General features: G+C 73.7%; 17 protein-coding genes and 2 pseudogenes. 7 read left to right on the top strand and 12 right to left on the bottom strand.

Annotated features, from left to right (window positions below; genetic code table 11):
- Positions 1-115: 115 nt before the first annotated feature.
- Positions 116-2,323, top strand: coding sequence for a transglycosylase domain-containing protein (locus tag ACW0Q9_RS18325; protein ID WP_456182853.1), 2,208 nt, complete (start codon positions 116-118; stop codon positions 2,321-2,323).
- Between the two features lie 10 nt (positions 2,324-2,333).
- Here the strand turns inward: ACW0Q9_RS18325 and ACW0Q9_RS18320 are convergent, their stop codons facing one another.
- Both ACW0Q9_RS18320 and ACW0Q9_RS18315 read right to left on the bottom strand, forming a co-directional pair.
- Complete coding sequence (locus tag ACW0Q9_RS18320) at positions 2,334-2,747, bottom strand: GNAT family N-acetyltransferase (protein WP_456182851.1); 414 nt, start codon at positions 2,745-2,747, stop codon at positions 2,334-2,336.
- Positions 2,748-2,756: 9 nt separating this feature from the next.
- A complete protein-coding gene (locus ACW0Q9_RS18315; RefSeq protein WP_456182849.1) occupies positions 2,757-3,356 on the bottom strand; it encodes a dTMP kinase in 600 nt (199 codons plus the stop codon).
- A 131-nt stretch (positions 3,357-3,487) separates the two neighbouring features.
- Here ACW0Q9_RS18315 and ACW0Q9_RS18310 point away from each other — a divergent pair, with 131 nt between their 5' ends.
- Positions 3,488-4,045 carry a dihydrofolate reductase family protein gene (locus ACW0Q9_RS18310; protein WP_456182847.1) on the top strand — a complete coding sequence of 186 codons (558 nt, stop codon included), beginning with the start codon at positions 3,488-3,490 and terminating at the stop codon, positions 4,043-4,045.
- Positions 4,046-4,049: 4 nt separating this feature from the next.
- On the opposite strand, the gene ACW0Q9_RS18305 is transcribed toward ACW0Q9_RS18310, so the two are convergent.
- Positions 4,050-5,888: a thiamine pyrophosphate-requiring protein gene (locus tag ACW0Q9_RS18305; protein WP_456182845.1), complete on the bottom strand. Its 1,839-nt coding sequence runs from the start codon at positions 5,886-5,888 to the stop codon at positions 4,050-4,052.
- Positions 5,889-5,906: 18 nt separating this feature from the next.
- Here ACW0Q9_RS18305 and ACW0Q9_RS18300 point away from each other — a divergent pair, with 18 nt between their 5' ends.
- The 3 genes and pseudogenes from ACW0Q9_RS18300 (at position 5,907) to ACW0Q9_RS18290 (ending at position 8,641) form a co-directional block, all read left to right on the top strand.
- Complete coding sequence (locus ACW0Q9_RS18300) at positions 5,907-6,806, top strand: TrmH family RNA methyltransferase (RefSeq protein WP_456182857.1); 900 nt, start codon at positions 5,907-5,909, stop codon at positions 6,804-6,806.
- A gap of 55 nt (positions 6,807-6,861) precedes the next feature.
- A pseudogene (locus ACW0Q9_RS18295) lies at positions 6,862-7,560 on the top strand (PucR family transcriptional regulator ligand-binding domain-containing protein); the annotation flags it as partial.
- Positions 7,547-8,641, top strand: coding sequence for an AI-2E family transporter (locus ACW0Q9_RS18290; RefSeq protein WP_456182855.1), 1,095 nt, complete (start codon positions 7,547-7,549; stop codon positions 8,639-8,641). The pseudogene ACW0Q9_RS18295 and the gene ACW0Q9_RS18290, both read left to right, overlap by 14 nt.
- 3 nt (positions 8,642-8,644) lie before the next feature.
- Here ACW0Q9_RS18290 and ACW0Q9_RS18285 read toward each other — a convergent pair whose 3' ends face one another.
- From ACW0Q9_RS18285 to ACW0Q9_RS18255, 7 genes are all read right to left on the bottom strand, one after another.
- On the bottom strand, positions 8,645-9,454 hold the full coding sequence (locus ACW0Q9_RS18285) for an alpha/beta hydrolase (RefSeq protein WP_456182843.1): 810 nt from the start codon (positions 9,452-9,454) through the stop codon (positions 8,645-8,647).
- A gap of 66 nt (positions 9,455-9,520) precedes the next feature.
- The gene (locus tag ACW0Q9_RS18280; RefSeq protein ID WP_456182841.1) at positions 9,521-9,847 is read right to left on the bottom strand and encodes a hypothetical protein; all 327 of its coding nucleotides are present in this window, start codon (positions 9,845-9,847) and stop codon (positions 9,521-9,523) included.
- Between the two features lie 66 nt (positions 9,848-9,913).
- On the bottom strand, positions 9,914-10,972 hold the full coding sequence (locus ACW0Q9_RS18275) for a hypothetical protein (RefSeq protein WP_456182839.1): 1,059 nt from the start codon (positions 10,970-10,972) through the stop codon (positions 9,914-9,916).
- A complete protein-coding gene (locus ACW0Q9_RS18270; RefSeq protein WP_456182837.1) occupies positions 10,969-11,463 on the bottom strand; it encodes a SigE family RNA polymerase sigma factor in 495 nt (164 codons plus the stop codon). Before ACW0Q9_RS18270 ends, ACW0Q9_RS18275 begins: the two co-directional genes overlap by 4 nt.
- A gap of 41 nt (positions 11,464-11,504) precedes the next feature.
- The gene (locus ACW0Q9_RS18265; RefSeq protein WP_456182835.1) at positions 11,505-13,295 is read right to left on the bottom strand and encodes a 3-hydroxyacyl-CoA dehydrogenase family protein; all 1,791 of its coding nucleotides are present in this window, start codon (positions 13,293-13,295) and stop codon (positions 11,505-11,507) included.
- 127 nt (positions 13,296-13,422) lie between these two features.
- Entirely contained in the window at positions 13,423-14,487 is a 1,065-nt protein-coding gene (locus ACW0Q9_RS18260; RefSeq protein ID WP_456182833.1) for an alpha/beta fold hydrolase, read from the bottom strand.
- 85 nt (positions 14,488-14,572) lie between these two features.
- Positions 14,573-15,031: an FHA domain-containing protein gene (locus ACW0Q9_RS18255; protein ID WP_456182831.1), complete on the bottom strand. Its 459-nt coding sequence runs from the start codon at positions 15,029-15,031 to the stop codon at positions 14,573-14,575.
- Between the two features lie 251 nt (positions 15,032-15,282).
- Between ACW0Q9_RS18255 and ACW0Q9_RS18250 the strand changes: the two genes are divergently transcribed.
- On the top strand, positions 15,283-16,785 hold the full coding sequence (locus ACW0Q9_RS18250; RefSeq protein WP_456182829.1) for an aldehyde dehydrogenase family protein: 1,503 nt from the start codon (positions 15,283-15,285) through the stop codon (positions 16,783-16,785).
- A gap of 18 nt (positions 16,786-16,803) precedes the next feature.
- On the opposite strand, the gene nucS is transcribed toward ACW0Q9_RS18250, so the two are convergent.
- Positions 16,804-17,463, bottom strand: a complete 660-nt coding sequence (nucS, locus tag ACW0Q9_RS18245) for an endonuclease NucS (protein WP_091269785.1) — start codon at positions 17,461-17,463, stop codon at positions 16,804-16,806.
- Between the two features lie 71 nt (positions 17,464-17,534).
- On the opposite strand from nucS, the gene ACW0Q9_RS18240 reads away from it, so the two are divergent.
- The gene (locus tag ACW0Q9_RS18240; protein ID WP_456182827.1) at positions 17,535-18,152 is read left to right on the top strand and encodes a DUF4126 domain-containing protein; all 618 of its coding nucleotides are present in this window, start codon (positions 17,535-17,537) and stop codon (positions 18,150-18,152) included.
- Between the two features lie 160 nt (positions 18,153-18,312).
- Here ACW0Q9_RS18240 and ACW0Q9_RS18235 read toward each other — a convergent pair.
- Positions 18,313-18,555, bottom strand: a pseudogene (locus tag ACW0Q9_RS18235) (hypothetical protein); the annotation flags it as partial.

Raw genomic sequence — 18,555 nt, 5'->3', positions numbered from 1 at the left:
TCGCCGTCAACCTCATGATCGACGGGCTGACGTTCGCTGGGAGGTTGCCGTGAGGTAACTGACAGTTGCCTGGCGGGGTGGTCGAATCGCCGTATTCGCGGTAATCCTGGGGTCCATGCCGTCTCCCCGGACGCCGCTGTCGCGGCTCTTCACCGTGCTGCTCGCCGGCGTCCTCGCCGGGCTCGTCCTCGCGGTCGCCGCGCTCCCCGGCGGCCTGCTCGGCGGGTTCGCGGCCCAGGCCGGCCTCGGCGCGTACGCGGAGCTGCCCGACGCGCTGCGCACCCCCGCGCAGCCGCAGCGCTCCTACCTCTACGCCAACGACGGCGAGACCCTGATCACCACGTTCTACGACGTCAACCGCACCGACGTGCCGCTGGCCGAGATCGCCCCGGTGATGCGCCAGGCGATCATCGCGGCCGAGGACCGCCGCTTCTACTCGCACGGCGGCGCCGACCTGCGGGGCATCGCCCGCGCCCTGGTCGCCAACGTCAAGGGCGGCGGCACCGAGCAGGGCGGCTCCACGCTGACCATGCAGTACGTCCGCAACGTGCTCAAGACCGACCCGACCCGCACCGCCGAGGAGCGGCAGGCCGCCACCGAGCAGACCGTCGGCCGCAAGCTCCAGGAGATCCGGTACGCGACCGCGCTGGAGAAGACGCTCAGCAAGGACGAGATCCTCAACCGCTACCTCAACATCGCGTACTTCGGCTCCGGCGCGTACGGCGTCGCCGCGGCCAGCCAGCGCTACTTCGGCAAGGCCCCGGCCGACCTGACCCTGGGCGAGGCGGCCCTGCTCGCCGGCCTGGTCCAGTCGCCCGACGAGTACAGCCCGATCGACGGCGACAAGGACCAGGCGCTCGCCCGGCGGGGGTACGTGCTCGACTCGATGGCCGAGACCGGCGCGATCACCGCCCAGCAGGCGGCCGCGGCCAAGGCGGAGACCCTCGCCCTGCACCCGACCGCTCAGCCCAACGGCTGCACCGCGACCGCCACGGGCCACGACGACTGGGGCTTCTTCTGCGACTACCTGCGGCAGTGGTGGCTCGCCCAGCCGGCCTTCGGGGACACGGTCAAGGAGCGCGAGCAGGCGCTGCGCCGGGGCGGCTACACCGTGGTCAGCACCCTCGACCCGAAGATCCAGCAGACCGCGCAGAAGCAGGCCACCAGCGTCTACGGGTACGGCAACAAGCGCGCCCTGCCGATCGCCGCGGTCGAGCCGGGCACCGGCCGGGTGCTCGCCATGGCGGTCAACCGGCACTACAGCCTCGCCGACAACCCGGCCGGGCAGGCCAACCACCCGAACACCGTCAACCCGCTGATCTCCGGCGGCGCCAGCGTCGACGGCTACCAGGCCGGCTCGACGTTCAAGCTGTTCACCATGCTCGCCGCCCTGGAGGCCGGCAAGCCGCTCGCCACCGGCTTCGACGCCCCGGCGAAGCTGCCCACCCGGTACGGCTCCGACGCCGAGGGCAACTGTGACGGCAAGTGGTGCCCGGCCAACGCCAACCCGGAGTGGATGGACGGCTACCGGATGATGTGGGACGGCTTCGGCCGCTCCGTGAACACCTACTTCGTCTGGCTGGCCGAGCAGGTCGGCGAGGACAAGGTGGTGGAGATGGCGCAGCGGCTCGGCATCACCTTCCGGGCCGACTCCGACGCCACCTTCGCCAAGGACAACGCGGAGAACTGGGGCGCGTTCACCCTCGGCGTCGCCGCCACCACCCCGCTCGACCTGGCCAACGCCTACGCCACCGTGGCCGCCGAGGGGACCTACTGCGCCCCGCTGCCGGTGGTCTCGGTGACCGCCGCCAACGGCGAGAAGGTCGACGTCGGCCAGCCCTCCTGCCGCAAGGTGCTGGACGCCGACGTGGCCCGGGCGGCCACCGACGCGGCCCGCTGCCCGGTCGGCCAGCAGTCGGCGTACGGGCAGTGCAACGGCGGCACCGCCACCTCGGTCAACCGGATCGTCAACCGCCCGGTGGCCGGCAAGACCGGTAGCTCCGAGCAGAACGCCACCGAGACCTTCGTCGGGTTCACCCCGCAGGTCGCCGTGGCCGGCATCGCGGCCAACCCCGACGACTCGACCGACCTGGTCGGCTCGGCCGTGCAGGCCAGGGTGATCGACGCGGTGGCCCGGGTGATCAGGACGGCGGTGGACGGCAAGCCGGTGAAGGACTTCACGGCGCCGAGCCGCGAGCTGGCCGGCGACCCACAGCGCCCGCAGCCGCGCCCCACCCCGGAGCCCGAGGAGCGGCGCCAGCGGGACCGGGACAACCTCCCGTCCGACCTGCTCCGCTGGCTCCAGGGCCGCGGCCGCGGCTGACCGTGGCCGGTCAGCGGCGGGGGCCGACGCGGAACATGCCGGTCATGCCCTCGTGCACCTGGTAGCCGAAGCGCCGGTAGAGGCCGGCCGACTCCCCGGCGGCGAAGAGTCCGACGAAGGCCCGGGCCGAGGCCCGGCCGGCGATCCACTCCTCCAGCCGGGCCAGGATCGCCGCCCCCACGCCGCGTCGCTGCCGCTCCGGCACGACGGCGAGGTCCTGGAGGTAGTAGTAGATCGCGCCGTCGCCGACCAGCCGGCCGATCCCGATCACCCGGTCGTCCTCGACCGCGACCACGCCGTGCAGCGAGGCGGCCAGCGAGGCCGGGATCGCCGCCGGGTCGTAGGCGTCGGTCCAGCCGACGGCGGTGGTGACGGCGACGAACTCCTCGACCGTGGGCAACCGGTCGACCAGGTGGTAGGCCATGATCGGAAGCTAGCCGACCAGCGGTGACACCGCGCGGTCCAGGGCCGCTGCCACCTCGTCGGGGTCGGCGTCGCCGTCCAGCACCACGAACGAGTCGAACTCCGGCAGGGCGCGGTAGGCGGCGTCCAGCGCGCGCAGGTGCGCCAGCTCCTCGGTGTCGATGCCCCGGGCCGCCACCCGCCGCTGCGCCACCTCGGGGGAGCTGGCCAGGAAGCAGACCACCGCCGGGCGCGGGAAGATCGCGTACGCCGCCCGGACCGCGCGCCGTCCCCGGTCGCCGCGGGCGGCCATGATGACCTCCTGGCACCAGGTCCAGCGGTCCAGCACCGCCGTGCGCCCGGTCAGCCGGGCCACCAGCACCGTGCGGGCCATGGCCAGCGCGCGGACCGTCGCCTCCAGCGCCGGATAGAGGGTACGGCCGAACAGCGCCACCCCGTCCGGCCGGCCGAGCGCCCGGGCCAGCCTGTTCCACAGCGGCCGGCCGCCGGCGTTCTCGAAGTAGCTCGCCGGGACTCCCCGGGCTGTCAGCCGGCGGGCGAGCGCCCGGGCCTGGGTGCTCTTGCCGGAGCCGTCGACACCGACCAGGGCGATCATCACGGAGCGGGCCACGGATCCGGACGCTAGCCGCTCCGGGCAAGTCTCCGGAAAAAAATCCGCGCCGGCTGTCGGATCCGGTTGGCCGGCTCCGACCCACCGGTGAGCGCGCCCGCCGGGGCGGCCACCGAGCGAGGAGAGACACCATGCGCAAGCTCGTCTACTGGGTGCACCAGTCGGTCGACGGCTTCATCGAGGGGCCGAACGGGGAGTTCGACTGGCCGGCCATGGGGCCGGAGCTGTCGGCGTACTCCTTCGAGCTGACCGACCGGGCCGACGCCTTCCTCTACGGCGGCAAGGTCTGGGGGCTCATGTCCTGGTACTGGCCCCGCGCGGAACAGATCTCCCAGGACCCGCACGACCTGCGGTTCGCCCCGGTCTGGGCGCGTACCCCGAAGATCGTCATCTCCCGCACCCTGGAGAGCGCCGAGTACGGCGCCCGGGTGATCGGCCGCGACCTGGCCGCCGAGGTCGCCGAGCTGAAGGCGCAGCCGGGTAAGGATCTGCTGCTCACCGGCGGCGCCGGCGCGGCGGCGGCGCTGACCGAGCTGGGGCTGATCGACGAGTACCAGGTGGTGGTGCACCCGGTGGTGCTGGGCGGCGGCAGCCCGGTCTTCCCCGGCAAGGACCGCCTCGACCTGCGGCTGACCGGGACCAGGGGCTTCGACGGCCGGTCGGTGCTGCTGCGCTACGAGCGGGCCTGACGCCTCACCGGCCGCGCCGGCGGGGACGGTACGTGGCGACGACCGCCGGCAGCCCGCGCCGGAGGATCTCCGTCCGGTCGCTGTCCCCGCGCAGCACCGCGGCGGCCGTCTTGCGCGCCTGCTCGATGGTGAAGTGCGGCGGCAGCATCAGCTCGGCCGGGTCGACGACGGCGTTCACCACCACCGGCCGGTCGGCGCGCAGCGCCCGCTGCCACAGGTCGGGCACCTGGTCGGGGGAGTCGACCAGCACACCGTCGAGCCCCAGCACCTCCGCCCATCTGTGGTACGCCACGTCCGGCAGGTCCTGGCTCGCCGGGAACATCGGCGTCCCCTCGCCGGAGCGCTGCTCCCAGCTGACGAAGGACAGGTCGCGGTTGTTGAGCACCAGCACCACGAACCGCGGGTCCGCCCACTCCCGCCAGTACTTCGCCACGGTGATCAGCTCGTTGACCCCGTTCATCTGCATCGCGCCGTCGCCGATCAGCGCGACCAGCGGGCGGTCCGGGTGGGCGAACTTCGCGCTGATGGCGTACGGCATGGCCCCACCCATGGAGAGCAGGGTGCCGGAGAGGCTGGCCAGCATGCCGGGGCGGACCCGGATGTGGCGGGCGTACCAGGCGGTGGCGGTGCCGCAGTCCACCGCCAGCATGGCGTCGTCCGGCAGGGCGTCGTCCAGCGTGGCGAAGAGCAGCTGCGGGTTCACCGGGTCGGCCGGCTGCTCGGCCAGTTCCCGCTGGGCCCGCCACCACTTCCCGGTGGCGTCGGCCAGGGTGGCCCGCCAGGCGGTCGGCACCGGCCCGGTGCCCAGCTCCCGCAGCAGCGCCCGCAGGGTCGGCGCGGCGTCGCCGGTCAGGTTCACCTCGGTCGGGTAGCGCAGCCCCATCCGGCTGCCGTCCAGGTCGATCTGCACCGCCCGGGCCTGCCCCTGGGGCGGGTAGAACTCGGAGTACGGCATGTTGCTGCCGACGATCAGCAGCCGGTCGCACTCCTTCATGAGCTGCCAGCTCGGTCGGCTGCCGAGCAGGCCGATCGCGCCGGTCACCCAGGGCTGGCGGTGGTCGACGGCGGCGAAGCCGAGCAGGGCGGTCGCCACCCCGGCGCCGAGCCGGTCGGCGATCCGGCGCACCTCGTCCTCCGCGCCGAGGGCGCCCTGCCCGACCAGCATGGCGACCTTCTCCCCGCCGCGCAGCACCTCGGCCGCCCGGCGCACCTCCTCCTCCGGCGGCACGGTCGGCGTGCTGCTCGGCACCGCGCTGGTGTGGTAGTAGCCGTGCGCGTGCGGCGGCTCCGGCACCGCCGGCTTGTCCTGCACGTCGGAGGGGAGCACCAGGGCGGTGACCGTACGCCGGGCCAGGGCGGTCCGGCAGGCCCGGTCGACCAGGTGCCGCGCCTGGGACGGGTCGTCGAGCTGGGCGAGGAAGGCCGACGCCACGTCCTTGTAGAGGGCGAGCAGGTCGACCTCCTGGTAGTAGCCGCCGCCCTCGGCGGGCAGCGCGGTGTGCCCGAGCAGCGCCACCACCGGCTGGTGGTCGAGCTTGGCGTCGTACAGGCCGTTGAGCACGTGGATGGCGCCGGGGCCGCTGGTCACCACCACGCAGCCGAGCGGGCCGCCGCCGTACTTCACGTGGGCGCTGGCCGCGAAGCCGGCCGTCTCCTCGTGCCGGACCTGGATGAACTGGGCCCGGCCGGTGGCCCGTTGCAGCGCGGAGGTCATCCCGTTGATGCCGTCACCCGGGTAGCCGTAGTAGCGGCGCACGCCCCACTCCGCCAGCCGGGCCACGATGTAGTCGGCGACCGTGGCGCCCCGGGGCAGCCGGCCGTCGCCGGTGGCGTCCGCGCTCATCGGGTGATCCCTTCGTCGCTGTCCGCTTTCCCGGCTCCGTTCCCCGCCCGGGGCGGCGGAAACCCGGGCCGCGCCGGACCGACCGGACGGACCAGGCAGAATCGTCCGGTGCCCGTCCACGAGATCACCGACCCCGACGACGACCGGATCGCCGACTACCGCGCGCTGACCGACGTGGAGCTGCGCACCCGCTGGGAGCCCCCGCACGGGCTGTTCATCGCCGAGGGCGAGCTGGTGCTGCGGCGGGCACTGCGCGCCGGCTACCCGGCCCGGTCGTACCTGGTCGACGCCAAGCGGGTGGACCAGCTCGCCGACCTCGACACCGGCGACACCCCGGTGTACGCGGCCACCCCGGACGTGCTCCAGCGGGCCACCGGCTTTCACGTGCACCGGGGCGTGCTCGCCTCGTTCCGCCGCAAGCCCCTGCCGTCCGCCGCCGAGGTGCTGGCCACCGCCCGGCGGGTGGTGATCCTGGAGGACGTCAACAACCACACCAACCTGGGCGCGATCTTCCGGGCCGTGGCGGCGCTCGGGGTGGACGCCGTGCTGCTCTCGCCGACCTGCGCCGACCCGCTGTACCGGCGCAGCGTCCGGGTCAGCATGGGCGAGGTCTTCGCCATTCCGTACGCGAAGCTGGAGCCCTGGCCGGACGCGCTCGGCCAGGTCCGGGCGGCGGGCTTCACGGTGCTGGCCATGACGCCCGCCCCGGACGCGGTGCCGATCCAGCGGCTGGACGCCGGGCAGCGGGCCCGCGCGGCCCTGCTGATGGGAGCCGAGGGGGCCGGCCTGACCCGGGCCGCCATGGCCGCCAGCGACGTCCGGGTGGTGATCCCGATGCGGCGCGGGGTGGACTCGCTCAACGTCGCCGCCGCCACCGCGGTGGCCTGCTGGGAGCTGGGCCGCGACGACCCGCTGTGACCCTGGCGGCCGGCGGCGCTCGGAATCGGCGGTGACGCAGGGTAGCGTGTCGCCCGTGTTCCCTACCGTCCGTGAGGTGCTCGCCCTGGTGCCGGTGCGCCACGGCGCGCCGCGCCTGGTCGCCGGGGACGCGGGCCTGGACCGGCCGGTGCGCTGGGTGCACGTGGCCGAGGTGCCCGACATCGCCACCCTGCTCGGCGGCGGCGAGCTGGTGCTCACCACCGGGATCGGGCTGCCCGCCGACGACGCCGGCCTGCGCGCGTTCATCGGCGACCTGGCCGACGTCGGGGTCTCCGGGCTGGTGGTGGAGCTGGGCCGCCGCTACGTCAGCGGGGTGCCCCGGGTGATGGCGGCCGCCGCCGAACGGCGCGGGCTGCCCCTGGTCGAGCTGCGCCGGGCCACCCCGTTCGTGCGGATCACCGAGGCGGTGCACGCGCTGATCGTGGACGCCCAGCTCACCGAGCTGCGGGCCACGGAGGAGATCCACCAGCGCTTCACCGAGCTCTCCGTCGAGGGCGCCGAGCCGGCCGAGGTGGTCCGGCAGGCCGCCGAGCTGGCCGGCTGCCCGGTGGTGCTGGAGAACCTGTCCCGGCAGGTGCTCGCGTACGACCCGGCGGGGGAGAGCGCCGAGCTGCTGCTGGACGGCTGGGAGCAGCACTCCCGGCGGATCCGGCCGGCCGGGCGCACCGCGTACGACCCGGACAGCGGCTGGCTGGTGACCACCGGCCGGCAGGCCCGGGCTGACCGAGGTCGGCCTGGAGACCGAGCCGACCGAGTTCGAGCCGAGCGGGCGGTTCGGGGTGCCGGGCCGGCCGCTGCGGCGCAGCAGCTTCCTGGTCGGCTTCACCGGGGCGCTGGGCGTGCTGCTGGCGTACGCGGTGTTCCTGGGCCTGCGGAACGCGGCCGGCATCCTGGTGCTGGTGGTGATCGCGCTCTTCCTCGCCGTCGGCCTGCACCCCGCGGTGGTCCGGCTGCGCCGCTGGGGGCTGCCGCACGGGCTGGCGGTGGCCGTGGTGACGCTGACCGTGGTGCTGCTGATCGTCGGCGGGCTGCTGGCCCTGGTGCCGCCGGTGGTGACCCAGTCCGGGCAGTTCATCGAGCACCTCCCCGGCTACGTCGACGACCTGCGCCGCAACCCCACGGTCAACGACCTGATCGAGCGCTACGACGTGATGCAGCGCGTCCAGTCGGCGGCGAACGCGGACACCGTCGGCCGGGCCCTCGGCGGTGTGCTGGGCGGGGCGCAGCTCATCTTCGGCACCATCTTCCGGGCGCTGACCGTGCTGGTGCTGACGATCTACTTCCTGGCCTACTTCAACAAGCTGCGCGACCTCGGGTACGCGCTGGTGCCCCGGACCCGCCGGGAGCGCGTCCGCCTGATCGGCGACGAGATCCTGGCCCGGGTCGGCGCGTACATGGTCGGCGCGCTGACCATCGCCGTGCTGGCCGGTGTGAGCACCTTCGTGTTCGCCCTGGTGGTCGGCCTGCCGTACCCGTTCGCCCTGGCCGTGGTGGTCGCGGTGACCGACCTGATCCCGCAGATCGGGGCGACCCTGGGCGCCGTGGTGGTGACCCTGGTCGGGCTCGCCACCGACCTGCCGGTCGGCATCGCCTGCCTGGTCTTCTTCCTGATCTACCAGCAGGTGGAGAACTACCTGATCTACCCGAAAATCATGCGGCGGGCGGTCTCGGTCAACGAGGTGGCGGCGCTGCTCGCCGCCCTGCTCGGGGTGTCGCTGCTCGGTGTGGTCGGCGCGCTGATCGCGATCCCCACGGTGGCCGCGATCCAGCTCATCCTGCGCGAGGTGGTGCTGCCCCGGCAGGAGTCGCGCTGACCGTCAGCCGGCGCGGCGCTGCTCCGGGCCGGCCACCGGGGTGTCGGCGAAGGCGGCCACCGTCCGGTCGGCGTACGCGCTGGCGTCGCCGGTCTCCATCGGGCCGTCCCAGGTGGTCGGCAGCGGCACCGGCACGGCCGGGTTGACCCGGCTGACGATTTCGTTCAACACGGTTTCCGCGTCGCCGACCCAGAGGTGCTTGGCGCCGGGCACCCCGACCACCTCGGCCTGCGGCACCGCGGCGAAGCGCTGCCGGGCCTCCTCGGGGCGCAGGTAGTCGTCGAACTCGGGGACCAGCGCGGTCAGCGGCCGGCCGGACTCGGCCCAGGCGGTCAGGTCCTCGGGCTGGGAGAAGCGCAGCGGCGGGGAGAGCAGGATGGCCCCGGCGATCGCCGGGTCGCAGCCGTACTTCAGCGCCAGGTCGGTGCCGAACGACCAGCCGACGAGCCAGATGTTCGGCAGCTCGTGGAACTCGGCGTACTCGATGGCGGCGGCGACGTCGAAGCGCTCGCCGACCGCGGCGTCGAACGCCCCCTCGCTGGTGCCGCGGACGCTGCTGGTGCCCCGGGTGTTGAACCGGAGCACGGCCAGGTCGGCCAGCGCGGGCAGCCGCCAGGCGGCCTTGCGGAACACGTGGCTGTCCATCATCCCGCCGTGGGTGGGCAGCGGGTGCAGGCAGACCAGGGTGCCGGCCGGCTCCCGGTCCAGCGGCCGGGCCAGCTCGCCGACCAGCTTCAGACCGTCGGCGGTGTGCAGCTCGATGTCCTCCCGGCGACCGGGCAGGATCGACGACGCACGGATCGGTGTGCTCACCGTCCCAGTCTCCCGCGCCGCCGTCCGCGCCGCCCGCCGGGGCGGAAACAGCGTGATCCAGGTCGCTCAGCCGTAGCGGGGGGCGCTCCGGCCGCGCTGCAGGTTCGGCCCGCGCCGGTCCCGGGCCCGCCAGCAGCCGCTGTGCCAGTGCCGACGGTCGGTCAGGTCGCCCCGGTCGTCGGCCGGCCAGGCCACCAGGTGCGCCACCCCGGGCCGGATCTCCTGGTCGCAGCCGGGGCAGCGGTACGTCTTGACCGACGCCCCGCCGGTGATCCCGCGCACCTGCCAGTCGCCGTCGCGCCACTGCTGGACGGTCGGCACGCCCTGGCGCGCCCGCTCGGCGTCCAGGTGGGCGGTGTCGTCCCGGCGGGGACGGTTGCGACGGGGGCTCACGGTCACCAAGCGTACGGTCCACCGGCCGGAGCGGCCCGGGTCGGGCGGCTCCGGCCGGCGGACCGCTCAGTCCCAGGTCTCCGGGCGGGTCGGGTCCGGTGCCACCTGCGCGCCGCCCAGGACGAGCGCCGCGTCCTGCTGGTCGAAGCCCGTCTCCGGCCAGCCGTAATCGGCGAGCAGGTGCGATTTCGGCAAGCCCAGCAGCTCCAACCGGCCACGCTTCGCGTCGAGGTGGGCGGGCCGCCCGTTGATCTCCATGTTCTCGTCCGTGGCCGAGGCCGAAACCTCAGCCGCATGGAGGTAGGAGACGGTCATCTGGCTGGCGCCGGAGCCGGCGATGACGAACCGGGCGGTCACCAGCCGCGGGAAGCCGTTCACGTCGACGCGGCAGCCGATGACCCGGGCGCCGTCCGGCACACTCGTGAGTCGGACGGGAGCATCACACCGGCGCGCCTCGGTCAGCCGCAACGCCCGCGTCGCCACGGTCAGCCCGGTGTCCTGCGGCGCCGACACGCTGGCCCGGGCATACACGCCGGGCACGGGCTGCCACTGCCGGACCCAGATCGGCATCCCGTCGACGGTCAGCCTGCTGGTCCGGCCGTCGAAGGCCGCCTCGCTCGCGAGCTCACTCACCTCGAAGGGCACCCCGTCGGCGCTGTAGTTCCGCAGGGCCTGCGCCGACTGCGCCATCTCGACGGTGACGGCCCGCCCGTCGCCGATGTCCAGCCGGACGCTCTCCACGTCGCGCCACACCTCCCAGCCCACGTAGCGGACCCTGGAGGTGTCGACGCCGAAATGCACCACCCCGGCGTCGGTGCCGACGGCCCCGGGCGCGTCCGCCGCTCCCGGCGTGGCCCGCACCAGCGGCGGAACCGCCCCGGCCGACCCGTGCGACCCGTGCGACCATGTGCCGGCGAACGGCAGGCCCGCTCCGGGCAGGCCCGGGCCGACGGCGAGTCCGCCGAGCAGCGCGACCACGGCGAGGCCGGAGCCCAGCACGGCCCGCCGACGGCGGCGCCACCGCCGGCCGCGGGCCACCGCCCCGGCGGTGAGCCGATCAGTGTCCACGGCGCCCTCGGCCCGCTGCCGGAGCACGTCGCTGATCCGCTGGTCGAGGTCGGTCACTGCCGGCTCCCCTTCGTCGTCGGGACGCCGCAGCGCTCCCGGAGCTGGGCGAGCGCCCGCATCGCATGGGTGCGGACGGTGACCGGCGAGCAGTCGAGGATCTGGGCGATGGTCGCGTCGTCCAGGTCCTCGTAGTAGCGCAGCACCAGCACGGCGCGCTGGCGGTCGGGGAGGGCGCGGATCAGCCGCCACATCTCGTCCCGGTCGGCCGCCTCGCCACCGAGGTCACCGCGCTCGGGCCGCTCGGCGAAGGTGTCCACGGCCAGCTCGCGGCTGGACCGCCGGCGCCACCAGGACGTGTTCGCGTTGACCAGCATCCGCCGCACGTACACGTCGGGCCGGTCGGCCCGGGCGATCTTCCGCCAGTGCACGTACGCGCGGGCCAGGACGTCCTGGGTCAGGTCCTCGGCGCGGTGCGCGTCGCCGGTCAGCAGCCGGGCCAGGCGCAACAGGGCCGGGCCGCGGCTGCCGACGTACTCCTCGAAGGTCACGCCCTGAAGACGCCGTCACCGGCGCCGGATGTTGACCCGGATCAGCGCTTCGTGTGGTCGCGGAAGCCGCGGCCGCTCTTGCGGCCCAGGTAGCCGGCGGTGACCAGGTGCTCCAGCAGCGGCGCCGGGGCGAAGCCGGGCTCGCGCAGCTCCAGGTAGAGCTCGCGCTGGATGGCCAGCGAGACGTCCAGGCCGACCACGTCGAGCAGCTCGAACGGGCCCATCGGGTAGCCGCAGCCGAGCTTCATGGCGTAGTCGATGTCGTCGGCCGTCGAGTAGCTGGCCTCCAGCATCTTCACCGCGTCGTTCAGGTACGGGAAGAGCAGCGCGTTGACGATGAAGCCGGACCGGTCGCCGCAGACCACGCCGGTCTTGCCCAGCGCCGCGCAGACCGCCCGGGCGGTGGCGGCGGTCTCCGCCGAGGTGCGGATGGTCTGCACGATCTCCACCAGCGGCATGATCGGCGCCGGGTTGAAGAAGTGCAGGCCGATCACGTCGGCCGGCCGCTGGGTGGCCATCGCCACGTCGATCACCGGCAGCGACGAGGTGGTGGTGGCCAGCACCACGCCCGGCTTGCAGATCTCGTCGAGGCTGGCGAAGAGGGCCTTCTTGACGCTCAACTCCTCGACCACGGCCTCGACCACCAGGTCGACGTCGGCCAGGTGGTCCAGGGTGGCCGACCAGGTGACCCGGCCGAGCGCGGCGTCCCGGTCGGTCTCGCTGAGCTTGCCCCGCACCACGCCCTTGTTCAGCGAGGTCTTGACCGTCTCGCAGACCTTGGCGGACTTCTCCGCGCCCCGGGTCACCGAGATGACCTCGTAACCGGCCTTGGCGAAGACCTCGATGATGCCGGTGGCCATGGTCCCGGAGCCGACCACGCCGACCTTGGCGATCGCCCGGGCGCCGTCGGCGAGCGCGGCGCCCGTGCTCACCGGGGTGTGCTCGTCGGGTACGACGACCGGGGAGCCCGGCCGCTCGTAGGTGTAGAAGCCGCGGCCGGACTTCCGGCCGAGCAGGCCGGCCGTGACCATCTGCTTGATCAGCGGCACCGGGGCGTGCCGGCGGTCGCGGCCGCCGCGCCGGTACATGGTGTCCAGGATCTCGTACGCGGTGTCCAGGCCGATCAGGTCCATCAGCGCGAGCGGGCCCATCGGCAGGCCGCAGCCGAGCTTCATGGCGGCGTCGATGTCCTCGCGGGTGGCGTAGCGGGACTCGAACATGCCGACCGCGTGGTTCAGGTAGCCGAAGAGCAGGGCGTTGGCGATGAATCCGGCCCGGTCGTTGATGGTGACGTCGACCTTGCCGAGCCGCTCGCAGAGCGCCTCCACGTCGGCCACCACGTCGGCGGAGGTGACAACGGTGCGGACCACCTCGACCAGCTTCATCACCGGTGCCGGGTTGAAGAAGTGGATGCCGATGACCTGGTTCGGCCGGGTGGTGGCGACGGAGATCTCGGTGACGCTCAGGGACGAGGTGTTGGTGGCGAGGATCGCCTCGGGCTTGCAGACCCGGTCCAGCTCCCCGAAGATCCGCTGCTTCAGGTCCAGGTGCTCGGGCACCGCCTCGATCACGAGGTCCACCGAGTGCAGGGCGTCCAGACCGACCTGGAAGTCCACCCGGGCCAGCAGCGCGTCCCGGTCGGCCTCGGCGAGCTTGCCCTTGGCCACCGCCCGGTCGGTCGAGCCGGTGAGGGTGGCCCGGCCGCGCTCCAGGGCGGAAGCGGAGATCTCGACGGCCACCACGTCGATGCCGTTGCGGGCGAACACCTCGACGATGCCGGCACCCATGGTGCCCAGACCCACCACACCCACACTGGTGAACTCGCGCGCCACGACCGGCCTCCCCTTGGTTTGACTCCGCCGTTGCCGACATTGAACGGCCGCTAAGGTTATGCGCCGGAGTCTGCCACGTGACGCTGGGTTGTCGAGACGCCGTGGGATATTTCACGCACCGCGTCGGTCAGACCCCGGTCGGCACCCCCGCGAGCGCCAGCAGCTCGGCGACGAACTCGGCCGGCCGCTCCAGGTGCGGGCTGTGCCCGCAGCCGGGCAGCACCACCTCCCGGTACGTCCCGCCGGCCGCCGCGTAGCGGTCGAGGACCGCCCGGGTCTGGCCGACCATCGGCTGCGGCGGGCAGTCCGCCGCCCCGGGCCAGCCCGGCACCATCCCGAGCGACCCCAGGTACGCCAGGTCGAACAGCGACGTGTCCGAGACGATCACGTCGACGTCGCCGCGTACCCAGGTCACCGGCGGCTTCGCCGGGACGGCGACCAGCTCGTCCGCGAGCCGGAAGTGGGCCGGCGCCAGGGCGTTCAGCACCCCGCGCTCCCCCGCCGCGGTGCCCGGCCAGTGCGCCGAGCCGACCGCCGTGCCGGGGTAGTTGTCGTCGCCCGTGGCGGTGCTCAGCATGCTTTCCAGCAGCAGCTCCTCGTCGCCGCCCAGCGACGCCGGATCGGCCACGTACGCCGAGCGCAGCACGCTACGCGGGCTGGTCGGGCCCTCGGCGCCCCGGTCCCCGGCGGCCAACCGGGCCACGAAGTCGGGGTTCGCGGTGCCCGCGCCGGTGCCGGCGAAGTCGGGCGTGGTGGGGGTGCCGTCGAGGTCCCGGGTCCCGCCGAAGCCGTACGGGGAGACGGGCGCCTCCAGCAGCAACCCGGCCACCCGGTCCGGGTGGTCGACCAGCAGGCGCATCGCCACCCCGCCGCCGAGGGAGTGCCCGACCACCACCGGCCGGGCGCCGGGGGCGAACAGCCCGGGGGCGTCGAGGAGGGCGGCCACGTCGTCGGCGAAGTCGCCGAGGCCCCGGGTGGCGTCGACCGGGGCGGTGTCGGTCTCGCCGTATCCGCGCAGGTCGGGGGCGACCACCCGGAGCGTCTCCGGCAGCCGGGGCAGCAGCGGCTCCCAGAACGCGGCGGACGACACGTTGCCGTGCACCAGCAGCACCGGCACGCCGTCCGGCGGGCCGGCCACCCGGACCGACTGGGTGATGCCGTTGGCGTGGACGGTGTGTCGCTCGCTCCGCATCCGCGCATGCTGGCACGGCCGTCCGCGACCGGTCCATGTGGGCGACCCCCATCCGGGGCCGCCCGACGGTGTGGCGGAACTCGGGTCAGCGGTGCGCGTCGACCGGCAGCGGCAACGCGCCGCGCGCCTCGACCGGCGGCCGCGGCGTCGGGGGGACCGGCAGCGGCAGGGTGGGCCGGTGGTCGCGGCGCGGCTGCATGAAGCTCATCCCGACCGGGTCGGTCCGGGCCACGCCCGGGTCGAAGAAGCGCAGGTCGGTGCGGCCGAGCCGGATCACGTCCCCGTCGGTGAGCGGCACGCTGCCGATGATCCGCTGGTCGTTGAGCCAGGTGCCGTTGGTGGAGCCCAGGTCGGTGAGCACCACCCCGTCGGGGGTGGCCTGGACCGTGGCGTGCCGCCGGCTCAGGTGCGGGTCGGCCAGCACGATGTGGGCGCTGGGCGCCCGGCCGACGACCTGCGGATCCTGGCCGACGCGGAAACTGAGCCCGCGCATCGTCCCGCCCGACACCGTCAACAGCGGCATCAGTTCCGGATGCTCCTCCATGGACAGTCGACCTCCACCCCACCGTCGCTCCGCGGCGTCAGCCTGCCACCTCACCGTAATCGCTCCCACCACCGCGTGGTCATCCCCGTGGCCCCGGCCGGCCATCTCCTGTTCGCCGTTTCGGCGGGCGTCGCCGGTTCAATGGGCGGCACTTCCGTCGATCCCGCCGCGCCCGCCGCGCCGCCGACCTGGGCAGAGTACGGGTCGCTCGGGACCTACCGGTGAGTAACGCTCGGGTCTAGACTTCGGCCATGACGGCTGTGCGTGTCCCGGGGACCCCGCTCATCGAGGACGGCCGACTGGTGTCGACCAGTCCGGCGACCGGCGCGGAGGCGGGGCGGCTCCCGGTGGCGACCGAGGCGGATGTGCGCGCGGCGGTGGAGCGGGCCCGCGCCGCCGGCGACTGGTGGGCCGGGCTCGGCTTCGCCGGCCGGCGCGACCGGCTGCTGCGCTGGCGTGGCGTGCTGGCCCGCCGGATGGAGGAGCTGGCCGACCTGGTGCACGCCGAGGGCGGCAAGCCGGTCGGCGACGCGATCGTGGAGATCCTCACCGCGCTGGAGCACATCGACTGGGCCGCCCGCAACGCCCGGCGGGTGCTCGGGCCGCGCCGGGTCCGCTCCCGGCTGATCCTCGCCGAGTTCACCGGCCACCTGGAATACCAGCCGTACGGGGTGGTCGGCGTCATCGGCCCGTGGAACTACCCGGTCTTCACCCCGATCGGCTCCGCCGCCTACGCGCTGGCCGCCGGGAACGCGGTGGTGTTCAAGCCGAGCGAGTACACCCCGGCCGTCGGGCAGTGGCTGGTGGACCGGTTCGCCGAGGTGGTGCCGGAGCAGCCGGTCTTCCAGGCGGTGCACGGGCTCGGCGACGTCGGCGCGGCACTGTGCCGCTCGGGGGTGGCGAAGCTCGCCTTCACCGGCTCCACCGCCACCGCCAAGAAGGTGATGGCGGCCTGCGCCGAGACGCTCACCCCGGTGCTGCTGGAGGCGGGCGGCAAGGACGCCATGATCGTGGACGCCGACGCCGACCTGGACGCCGCCGCCGAGGCGTGCGTCTGGGGCGCGCTGACCAACGCCGGCCAGACCTGCATCGGCATCGAGCGGGTCTACGCGGTCGACCAGGTCTTCGACGCCTTCGTCGACAAGGTGGTCACGAAGGCCGGCCGGCTCACCGTCGGCGCCGACGGCGCCGACATCGGCCCGATCACCATGCCGTCCCAGGTCGACGTCATCCGCCGGCACATCGACGACGCGGTGTCCCGCGGCGGCCGGCCGGTGCTCGGCGGCCCCGAGGCGGTCCAGCCGCCGTACGTGCACCCGACCGTCCTGGTGGACGTGCCGGAGGACTCGGCAGCGGTGCGCGAGGAGACCTTCGGGCCGACGCTGACCGTCAACCGGGTCCGCGACGTGGACGAGGCCGTGGAACGGGCCAACGCCCTGTCGTACGGTCTCGGGGGGTCGGTCTTCGGCCGCAAGCGGGCCGTGGCGGTGGCGCGGCGGCTGCGCTCCGGGATGGCCGCGGTCAACTCGACGCTGACCTTCGCCGGCATGTCCACGCTGCCGTTCGGCGGCGTCGGCGACTCCGGCTTCGGCCGGATCCACGGCGAGGACGGGCTGCGCGAGTTCGGCCGGGCCAAGTCGATCACCCGCCGCCGGGCCCGGTCGCTGCTGCCCTCGATGACCTTCGAGCGCACGCCGGCCGACGTCGCCCGCCTGGTCAAGGCCGCCAAGCTGATGTACGGCCGGGGCCGCTGACGACCCCGGCCCGCCGGCTCAGAACAGGGTCAGCTCGTCGCGCTCGATGCCGCGCAGCTTGTCGTAGTCGACCACCACGCAACGGATGCCGCGGTCGGTGGCGAGCACCCGGGCCTGCGGCTTGATCTCCTGCGCGGCGAACACGCCGGCGACCGGGGCGAGCAGCGGATCGCGGTTCATCAGTTCGAGGTAGCGGGTGAGCTGCTCGACGCCGTCGATCTCGCCCCGCCGCTTCACCTCGACCGCGACCGCGCCCTGGTTGGCGTCCCGGCAGAGCAGGTCGACCGGGCCGATCGCCGTCATGTACTCCCGCCGCACCAGCGTGAAGCCCTCGCCGAGGGTCTCCGGGTTGGCGGCGAGCAACTCCTGCAGGTGCGCCTCGACGCCGTCCTTGCGCAGGCCCGGGTCGACGCCCAGCTCGTACGAGGTGTCCTGGAAGATCTCCTCCAGGGTGATGCGCAGCTCCTCGCCGGCCTTGTTGACCACCCGCCACACGCCGGGGGCCTCCTCCAGCCGGCACGGCGGGCTCATCCAGTTCAACGGCTTGTACGCCCGGTCGTCGGCGTGGATCGACACCGAGCCGTCCGCTTTCACCATCAGCAACCGGGTGGCCAGCGGCAGGTGCGCCGAGAGCCGTCCGACGTAGTCCACCGAGCACTTCGCAATCACCAACCGCACCCGACGAGGGTAGCGGAGCACCCGGCGGTCGCCGACGAGCGCCACTGGCGTACCGGTGCGATATTGAGATCGTGCTCGAAGTCCTCACCGGTTCCGGCCTCGCCGCCTCGGCCGGCCTGAACGCCTACATCCCCCTGCTGCTGATGGGTCTGCTCGCGCGCTACACCGACCTCATGGAGCTGCCGAGCGGCTGGCAGTGGCTGGGCAACGGCTGGGTCCTGCTGATCCTCGCCGTACTGCTCGCCGTCGAGGTGGTGGCCGACAAGGTGCCGGTGGTCGACCACGTCAACGACGTGGTGCAGACGGTGGTCCGGCCGACCGCCGGTGGGCTGGCCTTCGGCGCCGGCTCCAGCTCGGAGACGGTCACGGTCAGCGACCCGGACACCTTCTTCTCCTCGCACCAGTGGGTGCCCGTGGTGGTCGGCGTGCTCATCGCGCTCGGCGTGCACCTGCTCAAGTCGGCCGCCCGCCCGGTCATCAACGCGACCACCGCCGGCTTCGGCGCCCCGGTCGCCAGCACCGCCGAGGACGCGACCAGCGCGGTCATGTCGGTGGTGGCGATCCTGCTGCCGGTTCTGGTGCTGGCGTTCCTGCTCGGATTCGTGGCGTTCCTGTTCTGGTTCCTGCGTCGACGTCGTTCGCGGCGCCGCGAACGCCAGGCGGCTCGGGCTGCGGGGTTCCGGGTCTAGTTGGTTGCGGTTGGGGCTGGGGGCGAGGGTGACCGGCTCCGGGCGGTCAGGCTTGATCCCTGCGCCGGTCACCCTCGCCCCCAGCCCGTCGTGGTCCTTCGCCGTCGTGAGACGCCGCTGGCCGGCACCCCGTGTTCGGGGTGCCGGCCAGCGTCTTGGCTCAGCTGTTCCAGTACTGCGCGACGATGTCGGCGGCCTGCTGCTCCCACTGCGCGTACGCATCCGGGTAGGCCGAGACCTGCACGGTCTGGGCGGCCTCGGTCAGCGGCATGTCCTGCCAGCCGTCGACCTGCTTCAGACCCTTCAGGAACGCCAGCGTCGAGTACTCGGGGTCGGTGATCTGCTCCGGCGAACCCCAACCCGAGCTCGGGCGCTGCTGGAACAGGCCCAGCGAGTCGTGGTC

The organism is Micromonospora sp. I033, from assembly GCF_053890995.1.
The sequence above is the reverse complement of the archived record's forward strand: the minus strand, read 5'-3'. Positions and strand labels throughout refer to the sequence as shown.

Bases quoted from the DNA above. Each gene is read 5' to 3' on its own strand.
- ACW0Q9_RS18305 (WP_456182845.1), bottom strand. From the start codon at position 5,888: ATGAGCGCGGACGCCACCGGCGACGGCCGGCTGCCCCGGGGCGCCACG.
- ACW0Q9_RS18255 (WP_456182831.1), bottom strand. From the start codon at position 15,031: ATGGAGGAGCATCCGGAACTGATGCCGCTGTTGACGGTGTCGGGCGGG.
- ACW0Q9_RS18325 (WP_456182853.1), top strand. From the start codon at position 116: ATGCCGTCTCCCCGGACGCCGCTGTCGCGGCTCTTCACCGTGCTGCTC.
- ACW0Q9_RS18320 (WP_456182851.1), bottom strand. From the start codon at position 2,747: ATGGCCTACCACCTGGTCGACCGGTTGCCCACGGTCGAGGAGTTCGTC.
- ACW0Q9_RS18310 (WP_456182847.1), top strand. From the start codon at position 3,488: ATGCGCAAGCTCGTCTACTGGGTGCACCAGTCGGTCGACGGCTTCATC.
- ACW0Q9_RS18250 (WP_456182829.1), top strand. From the start codon at position 15,283: ATGACGGCTGTGCGTGTCCCGGGGACCCCGCTCATCGAGGACGGCCGA.
- ACW0Q9_RS18260 (WP_456182833.1), bottom strand. From the start codon at position 14,487: ATGCGGAGCGAGCGACACACCGTCCACGCCAACGGCATCACCCAGTCG.